We start from the raw sequence: 11,798 nt of genomic DNA, 5'->3' as shown, positions 1-11,798 counted from the left end.
AAGGACGGCAGCGGCCGGCCGGAAGGGTGCGGCGGCGCGGGTCGGATCGACGGTCATGCGGTCAACTCCGCGGGTGCGAGGGCGAGGCGGCGTCCTGGGCAGGAGCACCGCCGGGCCGGGCGGCGAGGGTGAGCATGCGATCGGAGACGGTGCGCGGTTCGGGGTGGTGGAGTTCGCCCGCCAGGAGGCCGCCGGCCAGGAAGACCGCGCGGTCGGCGAAGGACGCGGCCACCGGATCGTGGGTGACCATCACCACCGTCGCGCCCAGGCCGTCCACCGCGTTGCGCAGCAGGCCGAGGACTTCGTGCGCGCTGCGGGTGTCGAGCGCACCGGTGGGCTCGTCGGCGAAGACCACGTCGGGCCGGGTGATCAGAGCCCGGGCCAGCGCGACCCGCTGCTGCTGACCGCCGGAGAGCTGGCCGGGGCGACGCGAGGCGTGTTCGCCCAGGCCGACCCGGGCGAGCAGCTCGTGCGCGCGGGCCTTGTCCGGCCGACCGCCGGCCAGGCGCTGCGGAAGCAGCACGTTCTGAAGGACCGTCAGCGAAGGCAGCAGGTTGAACGCCTGGAAGACGAAGCCGATCCGGCTGCGCCGCAGCTTGGTCAGCGACTCCTCCCCGAGCGAGCTGATCGGCTGCCCGGCCAGCAGCACCTGCCCCGCGTCGGGCCGGTCGAGTCCGGCGGCGCACTGCAGGAACGTGCTCTTGCCGGAGCCGGACGGCCCCATCACGGCCGTGAAGCTGCCCGCGGCGAGCGCCAGGTCGATCCCGCCGAGGGCGTGCACCACACCTGCACCGCGACCGTAGCTCCGCCGTACCCCGCGCAGCTCGACCGCGGGCACTCCGGCGGTGGGTACTCCGGTGCTGGGTACTCCGGTGGTGGGCACTCCAGCGGTGGGCCGCCGCCCGTCCATGGGCAGGTGGGCTCCGGACAGCCGGGGCGCGGGCGCAGGCGCGGGCACCCCGGACGGGGGTGGCCCGGAGGTGGGTGGCCCGGAGGTGGGTGCGGTGGAGTTCGGCCAGGGCGACCCGGGTGCGGCGGCAGCGTCGGAGGCGGCGGACTGGGCGGGCCGGCCGGGCTGGGAGCGGCGCAGGCGGGGCGACATGGTGAAGCCTTCCTCGGAGGTGACGCCCCGGTGGTCCTCTCTCCCGGGGCATCGCCAACGCTAGGAAAACCGCAGGTCAACCGCCATGAAGGGGGCCAGAGGGTTCAAGGTGGGGATATCCCCACCTTCATCCGGCAGCCAACCCCCGGACGGCTCCCGGAGCCTGAGGCAGGATCAGGATCCGGGAAGCGTGTCGCAGGATCAGACCGGTTTGCTCGCGTGCACCGGGATCTGGTTGGTGACCGCCAGCACCTCGCCCTGGGGCTGCACGCCGGTGGCGCGCCGGAGTTCGGCCACCTTCGGGTCGGACACCGACACCGTGAGGGTGTACGGCGCCGGGCCGGTGACGGTGTTGCGGCCGTCGGTGCGCAGCATCAGGCCGGACGCGAGGGCCTGCGGGTCCACGCCGGGGCAGAGTGCCGCCACCGGCAGTACGGCGTGCGCGGTCGCGCCGTGGGCGGAGACCAGCCACCCCTGGCCGTCGGGGGTGTGCGGTGCGCCCTCGACGGTCGCGGGCAGTCCGTACGCGGCGGCCACCAGGCCGTCCGGTCCCTCGATCTCCACCGCCACACCGTCCGAGCCGAGCGGTGCGGACAGCGCCAGCGGTGTCGCGGAGCCGGAGTTGAGCCGAAGGTCGAGGACGAACTCGCCGGGCCGGTCGGCGCCGAGACGCTGATAGCCGTAGGCGGACAGCAGCAGGGCCGGTCCTGACGATCCGTCGACGGTGAGCTCGGCGGGCGCGGTCGGGAAACGGTGGTAGCCGCGCGTTCCGCACCGGCTGCCGGTGAACACGCCGCCGCCGGGCAGCGCTCGGTCTGTGGACGGAGCGGGGCTGCCGGGGCCGCGGCCCGCGCGGGCCAGTTGCGGGGTGTGAGCGCGTTGCGGTTCGAACAGCACCCCGCCGACCACCAGCAGGACGATCAGCAGCCCGAGCGCCACCGTCCACTGCTCGCCCCGGCTGAGCGAGCCGAACCGGCGCAGCCGTCCGAAGCGGCCGGTGGGGTAGGGGCGTTGGTCCCGGTCGGGGCGCGGGGATCGGCTGCGGAACGGGAGGTGGAACCGGCGACGGGCCCGTCCGCCGCGGGCCGGGGCGGCCGTGCCAGGCGACCAGCGGCGGCCGCCCGGGTCGACCGGTGGCTCGTGACGCCAGCGCTCGGCCAGCATTCGGGCCCGCGCGGACGGCTCGCTCACGGTGGCGGAGCGGACGAACTCCTCGTCCAGGACCAGACCTTCAAACGGGTCCGGCGGCTCGATGGCATCGGGCGGGCGATGGTCGGACATTGCGCCAGTATGCCTGCCGCCGAGGACATTGCGGGGCTATGTTTTCGATCACGGACGCCGCCGTCCCCGGGAGGGTCCCGGGCTGCCGCACGTCCAGGAGGACGCCCGCCATGCCGCAGATCCTGATCGACCACTCGCCCGGCCTCGACTTCGACGCGACGGCGTTCGCCAAGGAGGTCCACCAGCTGATCCCCGAGGTGATCGACACCGCCACGGCCGACTGCAAGACGCTGGTGCGACCGGCCGCCACTCACCTGGTCGGTGACGGTTCGTCGGGCGAGGCGGTCGTACTCGTCGAGATCAAGATTCTGGCCGGGCGGAGCGTCGAGGCCCGCAGCGAGCTGTCCGTGCGAGTCACCGATCTGCTGCGCTCGCACATTCGGGTGCCGGCCGCGTTCTGCGTCCAGGTGAGCGAGTTGGAGCGGGAGACCTACGTGTTCGTCCACCACGCCGGGCACTGAGCCGGTCAGGGGGAAGAGTGCCTGCCCGGGGCCAGGACGGAGTGATTCGTCTCGGCCCCGGGGGAGGCTGGTCGAGCGGGAGGGGGCGAGCCGCTGTCAGAGGCCAGGGGCGGATTCGTCGAGGTGCAGGGGGTCGGTTCCGGCCGGTCGGGGCGGCTGTTCGGCGGCGCGGGCGAGCCGGAGGAACAGGGGCGGCAAGGCCAGTTCGCTGACGGTCAGGACCACTTGGAACCAGTGCGGCCAGCCGTGAACGGCGAGTGAGAGGATCCGCCCGACGGCGCCCAGTAGCAGGATGCCGGCCAGCAGGCGTACGGAAGTCGCGCGGATCGGAGTCTGTCGGGCCGCGTGGAGCCAGGCGAGGCCGTATCCGGCGAAGACCGCGCCGAAGAACCGGCCGAGGCTGTCCACGGTCGCGTCGGCCGAACTCTCGCCGGGGATCGCGGCGTTGCCGAGCAGGACGTGGAACAGTCCGATCGCCGTGCAGACGTACCCCATGGCCAGCATGAGCCCCCGCAGTGCCTTGACCTTGGTCATGACAGCGCCACCCCCGGTCAGTAGCGCCGATCGGTGCTAGTAGACATGTGTCAACCAGTGGTGTCAGGCTACGCGCCGTTAGTAGACGCGCGTCAAGTAGCATGACCGAATGCCTCCCCGTCAACGACTCAGTCCGGCCGACCGTCGCGCCCAACTTCTTGCCGTCGCCGCGCAGTTCTTTGCCGCGCACGCGTACGACGAGGTGCTCATGGAGCATGTCGCCGAGCGCGCCGGTGTCTCCCGTGCGCTGCTCTACCGGCACTTTCCGAGCAAGCGCGACCTGTTCGCGGCGCTGTACCAGCAGGTCGCCGAGCAGCTCCTCGCCAAGACCCGGTTCGACCCTGCCGACTCGCTGGTCGAGCAGCTCACCGAGGGGCTGGACGCGCACATCGAGTACTTCGCGGAGAACCGCAACACCGTGCTGGCGGCGAACCGGGTGCTGGCCGGCGACCGGCTGGTTCAGACGATCATGGCCGACGAGCTCGACGCCCTGCGCGAGCGGCTGCTCGGCGTGCTCCCGCCCACCGACGGTCGGACCCGGGAGGCCGTGTCGGGAGTCCTGAAGAGTTGGCTGGTGTTCGTCCAAGTCCTTTGCGTCGACTGGCTGATCGAACCGAACTGCACCCGGGTCGAACTGCGCGACGTGTGCATCGGCGCGGTGCTGGGCGCGATCAGGCCGCTGCTCGACCAGGACCCCGCTCCGGACTGGCCGCGCTGAGCATGCGCGGAGAGGTCACGGCGGGCCGGCCGTACCCAGCTCCGCCGAGCGGCGGAAGAGGCCGCGCAGTCGGGACGGCGATGCGGGGACGTTGCGGGCGCCGGCGGCAGGTGCGGGGAGGCCTTCCAGCGGGGTGTCCCACTCGATCAGTCGGGCCGGTACCCAGGTGACGGGCTTGGTGTCGTTGCGGGCGTTGGCCCAGGCGGCGAGGCGTTCGGCGGAGTGGCGGTCGGGGAGCAGACCGCGTTCGTCGGTGTGCACCCCGAGCTCGCGAACGGCGTCGGAGTAGAGGTCGTTGCAGAGCCAGGTGTGCACCCATCCCATGTCATAGCCGATCACCTCCCAGCCGAGTTCGGTCCCGCCTTCGGTCGGCTGCGGGGCGGGTTCGGAGCGGTTCTCGTCGAGGCAGGAGAGCAGGGCCGGTTCGTGCATGCCGGAGGCGCGGATGTCGGCGACGAAGCCGGCGGCGTGGTCGGCGGGGATCAGCAGGGCGTACAGGCGGGCCGCGGCCGGTATCGGGAGCAGCGCGCAGGCCGCGCGGGCCTCCTCGGCGGTGGCGAACCAGCTGTCGTCCTCGGGAAGTTGGTCGATCAGGCAGGCGGAGGCGGTGGTCAGTCGCTCGGTCGGGGGCAGGTTCCCGCCCGTCACCCGCTCGGGGACGGCCACGAACCACCCGGCGAGGAGGGTGTCGGGCGGGGTCGGTCGGGACTGGTGATTCGGCGTCATGGAGGTTCCCGGGTAGGGGAGTCGGTGGCGGTGGTGTGTCGCTCGGCGAGCCGGAGGAGGTGGCCGGGCAGGTGCTCTTCCAGCCCGTGGCCGAGGTGGACGAGGCGGGCGTGAAGTCCGCGGGGGCGTCCCGGTGGTGCGGCGCGTACCCGCCCCGGGCGTCCGACCGGCGGTGGCGACCGGGCCGGCCCGTGCGCTGATCCGGCCGCGGTCCTGCCGCCGCTCGCGTACCGCCGGGACGGTCCCGTGCTCGTCGCCGTCCACGGCGAGACCGCCGCGAATCGGAGACGCGGCCGCTCGGCAGGTCGTGGGTGTGCGCCAGGTGGGGCCGCCCGGAGGTGGAGGAACTCCCGCTTGCCCAGCGGCTCGTGGTCGTCGTCGTGGGCGAGGTGGAGGGGCGTGTCCTCGCGGACCGGTCGTCTGCCCTCGGTGTCGGCGCCGCAGAACGGACCGGTTGCGCCGGTGCAGTCTTCCCGGCACCCGCCGAAGCTGTCCGGTTGAGGGTGCTCGGCGATCAACCGGCGAGGCGGTGGCCGGCGGCTCCCAGTAGTACACCGGTGAGGCTCCGTTCCTCGATCGGTCACGTCGGTCGGTCGCAGTGGAAAACCTTCGACCCTATCGAAGAGCCGCGCCGCACAGCAAGCGAGTTGGTGCTACGCGTACTTCAGGAGGAGTTCGAGCATCCGCGGGTCCTGGTGGGTGAAGCCCAGGCCGGGGCGGCCGCGGTCGAGTTGGGCGATGGCGGTCATCTCGTCGGCGGTGAGCCGGAAGTCGAAGACGGCGAGGTTCTGGCGCAGCCGTGCGGGGTCGGTGCTCTTGGCGACCAGGGGGATGCCGCGCTGGAGCAGCCAGCGCAGCACGATCTGCGGGATCGACCGGCCGTGGGTGGCGGCGATGTGCTGGAGGACGGGGTGGGAGTACAGGTCGGGGTTGCCCTGGGCGAGTGGGCCCCAGGCCTGGAGGACGGTGCCGTGCCGGTCCTGCACGGCCTTGGCCTCGTCCTGCTGGTGGAACGGGTGGACCTCGCGCTGGTTGACCGCGGGCACGACGCGGTGATGAGTGATCAGGTCGAGGTAGCGGTCGGAGTAGAGGTTGGAGACGCCGATGGCCCGGACGCGGCCCTCGTCGAGGAGTTCCTCCATGGCCCGCCAGGCCCCGTAGTAGTCGTTGAACGGCTGGTGCATCAGATACAGGTCGAGGTGGTCGAGGCCCAGGTTGTCGAGGGAGACCTCGAACGCCCGCCTGGTCTTCTCGTAGCCGTAGTCCTTGAACCACAGCTTGGTGGTCACGAACACCTCTTCGCGCGGAATGCCGTGGGACCGCAGGGCCGCGCCGACGGCCTTCTCGTTGTAGTAGCGGGACGCCGTGTCGATCAGCCGGTAGCCGGCGTCGAGCGCGGCGGGGACGGTCCGGGCGACCTCCTCGTCGGTCATCCGGAAGACGCCCAGGCCGATGCCGGGCAGCTGCACGCCGTTGTTCAGGGTGATGAATTCCATCGTCTCTCCTCGGTTCGGTGGTGCGGCTCAGCCAACTCCGGGCAGCCGTGCGGTGGGAGGCCGCGTCGTGAGGGGTACTGGCAGGGACCCCCACCGCGGGCGGGGGCTGCCTAGGCTGGCGGGCATGGACAACCGGGAAGAAGCCGCCGCGTTCCTGCGCTCCCGCCGCGACCGGATCACCCCCGAGCAGGCGGGGCTGCCGGTGTACGGCCTGCGGCGGGTGGCGGGGCTGCGCCGCGGCGAGGTCGCGATGCTCGCCGGCGTCAGCGTCGAGTACTACACCCGGCTGGAGCGCGGCAACCTGAAGGGCGTCTCCGGCAGTGTCCTGGACGCCGTCGCGCTGGCGCTGCGCCTGGACGACACCGAACGCATGCACCTGTACGACCTGGCCCGCGCCGCCGGCGGCTCGGCAACTCGCGGACGGGCAGCGCGAGGTGATGCTGCGTCGGTGGTGCGGCCGAGCGTGCGGCGGATCATCGAGGGCATGTCGGACCTGCCGGCCTTCGTGACCAACGACCGCCTCGACACGCTGGCCGCCAACCCGCTCGGCCGGGCGCTGTTCGCCCCGATGTTCGCCGACCCCACCCGTTCGCCGAACACCGCCCGCTTCGCCTTCCTCGACCCCGCCTCCCGCCGGTTCTACGTCGACCGGGAACGCGTCACGCGCGACGCGGTCGGAGTGCTGCGGGTCGCGGCGGGCAAGAACCCGCACGATCCGGAGCTGATCCGGCTGATCGGTGAACTGTCCACCCGCAGCGAGGAGTTCCGCAGCCTGTGGGGTGCCCGTGACGTGCACGTCTTCCGGCAGGGCGTCAAACGCTTCCGGCACCCGGTGGTCGGTGAGCTGGAGCTCGACCACGAGAGCATGCTGCTCCCGGGCGAGGACGGGCTGAGCGTGGTCGTCTACAGCGCCGCGCCGGGCAGCGCCGCCACCGACGCGCTCACCCTGCTCGCCAGTTGGTCCGCAACGGCCGGTCGGGAGCAGCGGCTCGACGCGCCGTCGGGGTGAGCGGCGTCACATCGGGGTGCTGTCAGCAATCGGTGCGCCGCCCCGTTCAGAGGGCACGCGAACCAGAAGGAGCACCCTCATGAGGCACCGCATCGTCGTCCTCGGCGCCGGCTACGCCGGAGCCTTCGCCGCCGGAAACCTGGCCCGCCGGCTGTCCGCCGACGACATCGAGATCACCGTGGTCAACGCCGCCCCCGAGTTCGTCGAGCGGATGCGGATGCACCAGCTCGCCAGCGGCCACCGGGTCGAACTCCGCCCGCTCACCGAGATGTTCGCGGACACCGGCGTGCGGGTGCGGGTGGCCCGCGTCACCGGCCTGGACCCCGAGCGCCGGACCGTCGCCGTCACCGGCGAGGACGGCGACGACGAACTCGAGTACGACACCCTGCTGTACGCGCTCGGCAGCGCCGTGGACCGGCACGGCGTCCCCGGTGTGGCCGAGCACGGGTACGACGTCGCCGGCCTGCCCTCGGCGGTGCGGCTGCGCGAACGGCTGGCCGAGCTGGGCGCGGGCGGCACCGTGCTGGTGGTGGGGGAGGGCCTGACCGGCATCGAGACCGCCGCCGAGATCGCCGAGGCCCGTCCCGACCTGAAGGTGGCACTCGCCGCCCGCGGCGAACTCGGCACCTGGCTCTCCCCGAAGGCCCGCCGGTACCTGCGCCGGTCCTACGCGCGGCTCGGCATCACCGTCCACGAGCACACCGCCGTCGAGGCCGTCGAACCCGGCCGGGCGATCGCCGCCGGCGGCAGCGCGCTGCCCGCCGAAGTCACCGTCTGGACGGCCGGCTTCGCCGTGAATCCGCTGGCTGCGGCGAGCGGCCTGGAGGTCGCGGCGGACGGCCGGATCACGGTCGACCGCACCATGCGCTCCGTCTCGCACCCCGACATCTACGTGGCCGGGGACAGCGCCCACGCGATCGGCGTGAACGGCCGCCCGCTGCCGATGTCCTGCGCGTCGGCCGGCCTCACCGCCCTCCAGGCCACCTCCGCGATCATCGCGCGGCTGACGGGCCGTGAGGTCCCGGTCTCCGGGCTGAAGTACTACGGCAACCACATCAGCCTCGGGCAGCGGGACGCGCTCGTGCAGATGGTGGACGGCGAGGTCCGCTCCAAGTCCTGGTACCTGGGCGGCCGGACCGCGGTGCAGTTCAAGGCGGGCGTCCTGAAGGGCTCCGTGTGGACCATCGCCCACCCGACCTACGGCCTGCCCAAGCGCAGGCGCCACCTGACGGCCGTCCCCGCGCAGAGCCCCACGCAGGCCCCCGCGCCGAACTCCGTGCGGAGCGCCGCCTAAGTTGTTGTGCATGGACAGCGTCGCCGTCGACCGCTTCGAGGCCAGCCGGGGCCGGCTGGCCTCGCTGGCGTACCGTCTGCTGGGCTCGGCCGCCGATGCCGAGGACGCCGTGCAGGACGCGTTCCTGCGCTGGCAGGCCGCCGACCGCGACCGCATCGAGGTGCCCGAGGCGTGGTTGACCCGGGTGGTCACCAACCTCTGCCTGGACCAGCTCCGTTCGGCCCGCGCCCGGCACGAGCGGGCCGTCGGCGACCCGCTGCCCGAACCGCTTCTGCAGGGCGATCCGATGCTCGGCCCCGCCGACACCTTCGAACAGCGCGAGTCGGTGTCGCTGGCGGTGCTGACGGTGATGCAGCGACTCGCGCCGGTCGAACGGGCCGCGTACGTGCTGCGCGAGGCGTTCTCCTACCGGCACGCCGAGATCGCCGGGATGCTCGACATCAGCGAGGCCGCGAGCCAGCAGCACGTCCACCGGGCCCGCCGCCGGGTCGCCGCCGAACACCGCGGCGGCGGCGCGGAGACCGACCCGGCGGCCGCGCGCCGGGTCGTCGAGGAGTTCCTGAGCGCCGCCACCTCCGGGCGGGTCGACCAGCTGGTCGCGATGCTCACCGACGACGCCACCATGGTCTCGGACGGCGCCGGGCTGGCGAAGCGGCTGCTGCGGTTCACCGGTCGGGAGCAGATCGCCACGGCCGCGCGGGCCGGCTTCCGGCCCACCCCTGCCAAGATCCGGCTGGCCGGCGGTGCGCCCGTGCTGCACATCGCGCAGGTCAACGGGGCGCCGGCGGTGGTCGCGGTGGTCAACGGCCGGGTGCGGGGCGCCGTGGTGCTGGAACTGCGCGACGGCAAGGTCGCCCGCCTGTGCGGAATCGCCTCGGCGGACCGGCTGGCCCGGGTCGACGCGGCCTGGCAGCGGCTCGACGTCGTGCCGCCGGTGGCCGCCGCCTGGTGACCGGAGGCCGGGCTTGACCTTGACCCGAGGTCAAGCCCGACGCTGAAGGCATGACGGAGAACGCGAACCCGACGTCCCACGAGGCTGCCTGGTCCGGACCGGTTCCGGTGGAGGACACGGCGCTGGCCGTCACCGACACCGGCGGCCCCGGGCAGCCCGTGGTCTACCTCAACGGCTCGTACGCCACGCAGCGGAACTGGCGGCACGTCATCGCCGAACTCGGCGACGGCTACCGGCACATCACCTTCGACGAACGCGCCCGCGGCCGCTCGGAGCAGTCCGCCGACTACTCGTTCGCGGCCTGCCTGCGCGACGTCGACGCCGTACTGGACGCCACCGGGGTGCGGCGGCCGCTGCTGGTCGGCTGGTCCTACGGCGCGGCACTGGCCCTGCACTGGAGCACCCGCAACCCGGACCGGACGGTCGGCGCTGTGATGGTCGACGGCGGCTACCCCTGGGACTACCTGGCCACCGTCGAAGGCGGCCGGGAGGCCGATCGCGAGCAGATCCGCACCATGTTCCGGAAGTTCGGGTGGATCATGCCGTTGGTCCGGCCGTTGGGCCTGGCCGCGCGGATGTCCGCCGAACAGCATGCCGAGATCAACATCGAACTGAACGAGATCGTCGCTGACAGCGACCCGGTGTTCGACCTGGTGACCTTCCCCATGCGGTTCCTGGTGGCCTCCGGCGCCGGCCTCGGCGGCACCGAGGAAGGGCTGACGGCGATGCGCGCCACCCTCGCCCCGATCCTCGCCCGCAATCCGCACGTGCAGGTCAGCGCCACCGTGCCGAGCAAGCACACCACCATCGTGCGCAAGGACTTCCGGGCGATCGCCACCGCCGTCCGCGAGGTCTGCGAGGTCCGCGAGGTCCGCGGGGTCCGCGGGGGCGGGGTTTGTCAGGACGCCGCGCAGCGAGGTTCTCTGACGGAATGACAGACGGGATCACCATCGGCCGGGCCGCCGCGTTCGCCGGCATCACGGTGAAGACCATCCGGGTCTACCACCGCAGCGGCCTGGTCGAGGAACCCCGCCGCGACAGCTCCGGCTACCGGCGCTACGGCACCGCCGAACTGCTGCGCCTGGTCCAGGTCCGCACCCTGGCCGGGGCGGGCGTCCCATTGGCCGAGATCGGCCCGATCCTGGACGCCGAGGGAGCGGACTTCACGACCGCGCTCGACCAGGTCGAGGAGAACCTCACCCGGCGGATCGAGGAACTGACCGCCCGCCGCGCCACGTTGCGTCGCCTGACCACCGGCGACCGGGTGCTGCTGCCCGACCGGGCGGGCGCCGTCCTCGACCGGATGCCCGGACTGGGCTTCTCCGCCGAGGACGTGACCACCGCCCGGGAGGGTTTGATCCTGGTCCGTGCCCTGATGCCGGAAGGCTTCGACGACTACCTCGCGCAGATCGAGCACGGCCTCGACGACCCCCGGCACGTCGCCCTGATCAAACTCACCTGGAGCGCCGGCAACTGGCCCGCCGACGACCCCCGGATCGAGGAACTCGCCGAGGAGATGGCCCGGCACTTCCTCGCCGACCCGTCCCTGCTGCCCACCTTGACGGGCCTTCGGGAGACGGACGACGCCGCCACCCGGCGCGACCTGCTCACCCACCACGGGGAGGCCGACCGCCCCGGCTGGGCCGGGCTCACCGCGCTGATCGAGCAGAAGCTGCGCGCGGCCGGCGCCGAACCGCCCTGACGGCCGCCCGCCGACCGAGCCGACCCGCCAGGGGGCCCGTGACCTGCGGGTCGGGGCGGCGGGGCGCTCCGCTGTTCGCGGGTCGTCCCGGATCGGGAACAATCGGCGCCGTGCCCGACTCACCGAACCCCGCCGAACTCTCCGCCGCCCAACTGGCGGAGCACGCCTGGCAACGCCTGCGCGCGGAGGCAGCCGCACTGGAACTGCCCTGGGCCGCGGCCTACCGACAGCTGATCGAAGCCGCGCACGCCGAGCCGGCGCTGCACGCCCTGTATCCCTTCACCAGTCATTGGGCGCTGCGCTTCTCCACCACCACCGGGCCCGCGATGTCCGTCGTCGGACCGGTCCTGTCGGTGGACGGCGACGGCGTGTTCGAGGTGGGCACCGGCATCGTCGTCCCCAACCTCGGCCGGTTCGCCAGCGCGCGCGCGGCCGTGGCGTGCGCCGTCCGTGAACTCCCGCCCGACCTCGGTCCGGTGACACTGGGCAGTCCGTTGCGGCCGTGGGCCGACGGATAGCCTCC

14 protein-coding genes are annotated in these 11,798 nt (G+C 72.9%); 9 read left to right on the top strand and 5 right to left on the bottom strand.

Translation table 11 applies throughout. The annotated features are described in order from the left end of the window. Nucleotides 1-61: 61 nt before the first annotated feature. Nucleotides 62-910 carry an ABC transporter ATP-binding protein gene (locus ACI1MP_RS01345; RefSeq protein ID WP_404870749.1) on the bottom strand — a complete coding sequence of 283 codons (849 nt, stop codon included), beginning with the start codon at nucleotides 908-910 and terminating at the stop codon, nucleotides 62-64. A gap of 393 nt (nucleotides 911-1,303) precedes the next feature. Further along, a complete protein-coding gene (locus ACI1MP_RS01340) occupies nucleotides 1,304-2,383 on the bottom strand; it encodes a hypothetical protein (RefSeq protein WP_404867436.1) in 1,080 nt (359 codons plus the stop codon). Nucleotides 2,384-2,493: 110 nt separating this feature from the next. Between ACI1MP_RS01340 and ACI1MP_RS01335 the strand changes: the two genes are divergently transcribed. Then, nucleotides 2,494-2,844: a 5-carboxymethyl-2-hydroxymuconate Delta-isomerase gene (locus ACI1MP_RS01335; RefSeq protein ID WP_404867435.1), complete on the top strand. Its 351-nt coding sequence runs from the start codon at nucleotides 2,494-2,496 to the stop codon at nucleotides 2,842-2,844. 96 nt (nucleotides 2,845-2,940) lie between these two features. Here the strand turns inward: ACI1MP_RS01335 and ACI1MP_RS01330 are convergent, their stop codons facing one another. After that, entirely contained in the window at nucleotides 2,941-3,378 is a 438-nt protein-coding gene (locus tag ACI1MP_RS01330) for a DUF4345 domain-containing protein (protein WP_404867434.1), read from the bottom strand. A 109-nt stretch (nucleotides 3,379-3,487) separates the two neighbouring features. On the opposite strand from ACI1MP_RS01330, the gene ACI1MP_RS01325 reads away from it, so the two are divergent. Continuing rightward, complete coding sequence (locus ACI1MP_RS01325) at nucleotides 3,488-4,096, top strand: TetR/AcrR family transcriptional regulator (RefSeq protein WP_404867433.1); 609 nt, start codon at nucleotides 3,488-3,490, stop codon at nucleotides 4,094-4,096. 15 nt (nucleotides 4,097-4,111) lie between these two features. On the opposite strand, the gene ACI1MP_RS01320 is transcribed toward ACI1MP_RS01325, so the two are convergent. Continuing rightward, nucleotides 4,112-4,822: a hypothetical protein gene (locus ACI1MP_RS01320; RefSeq protein ID WP_404867432.1), complete on the bottom strand. Its 711-nt coding sequence runs from the start codon at nucleotides 4,820-4,822 to the stop codon at nucleotides 4,112-4,114. Nucleotides 4,823-4,857: 35 nt separating this feature from the next. On the opposite strand from ACI1MP_RS01320, the gene ACI1MP_RS01315 reads away from it, so the two are divergent. Continuing rightward, nucleotides 4,858-5,022: a hypothetical protein gene (locus tag ACI1MP_RS01315; RefSeq protein ID WP_404867431.1), complete on the top strand. Its 165-nt coding sequence runs from the start codon at nucleotides 4,858-4,860 to the stop codon at nucleotides 5,020-5,022. Between the two features lie 453 nt (nucleotides 5,023-5,475). Here the strand turns inward: ACI1MP_RS01315 and ACI1MP_RS01310 are convergent, their stop codons facing one another. Next, nucleotides 5,476-6,318 carry an aldo/keto reductase gene (locus ACI1MP_RS01310; protein ID WP_404867430.1) on the bottom strand — a complete coding sequence of 281 codons (843 nt, stop codon included), beginning with the start codon at nucleotides 6,316-6,318 and terminating at the stop codon, nucleotides 5,476-5,478. A 124-nt stretch (nucleotides 6,319-6,442) separates the two neighbouring features. On the opposite strand from ACI1MP_RS01310, the gene ACI1MP_RS01305 reads away from it, so the two are divergent. From ACI1MP_RS01305 to ACI1MP_RS01280, 6 genes are all read left to right on the top strand, one after another. Next, complete coding sequence (locus ACI1MP_RS01305) at nucleotides 6,443-7,327, top strand: helix-turn-helix domain-containing protein (RefSeq protein WP_404867429.1); 885 nt, start codon at nucleotides 6,443-6,445, stop codon at nucleotides 7,325-7,327. Nucleotides 7,328-7,406: 79 nt separating this feature from the next. After that, nucleotides 7,407-8,621, top strand: coding sequence for an NAD(P)/FAD-dependent oxidoreductase (locus ACI1MP_RS01300; RefSeq protein ID WP_404867428.1), 1,215 nt, complete (start codon nucleotides 7,407-7,409; stop codon nucleotides 8,619-8,621). Between the two features lie 10 nt (nucleotides 8,622-8,631). Next, nucleotides 8,632-9,573, top strand: coding sequence for a sigma-70 family RNA polymerase sigma factor (locus ACI1MP_RS01295; protein WP_404867427.1), 942 nt, complete (start codon nucleotides 8,632-8,634; stop codon nucleotides 9,571-9,573). A gap of 50 nt (nucleotides 9,574-9,623) precedes the next feature. After that, the gene (locus ACI1MP_RS01290) at nucleotides 9,624-10,508 is read left to right on the top strand and encodes an alpha/beta fold hydrolase (protein ID WP_404867426.1); all 885 of its coding nucleotides are present in this window, start codon (nucleotides 9,624-9,626) and stop codon (nucleotides 10,506-10,508) included. Next, nucleotides 10,505-11,275 (top strand): MerR family transcriptional regulator, encoded by a 771-nt coding sequence (locus tag ACI1MP_RS01285; protein ID WP_380330866.1) that lies wholly within the window; start codon nucleotides 10,505-10,507, stop codon nucleotides 11,273-11,275. The genes ACI1MP_RS01290 and ACI1MP_RS01285 overlap by 4 nt, the downstream gene beginning before the upstream one ends. Before the next feature lie 110 nt (nucleotides 11,276-11,385). Continuing rightward, complete coding sequence (locus ACI1MP_RS01280) at nucleotides 11,386-11,793, top strand: DUF6193 family natural product biosynthesis protein (protein WP_404867425.1); 408 nt, start codon at nucleotides 11,386-11,388, stop codon at nucleotides 11,791-11,793. Nucleotides 11,794-11,798 lie beyond the last annotated feature (5 nt).

Origin of the sequence: Kitasatospora griseola (assembly GCF_044999035.1) — a bacterium.
GTDB classification, from domain to species: domain Bacteria; phylum Actinomycetota; class Actinomycetes; order Streptomycetales; family Streptomycetaceae; genus Kitasatospora; species Kitasatospora griseola.
The sequence above is the reverse complement of the archived record's forward strand: the minus strand, read 5'-3'. Positions and strand labels throughout refer to the sequence as shown.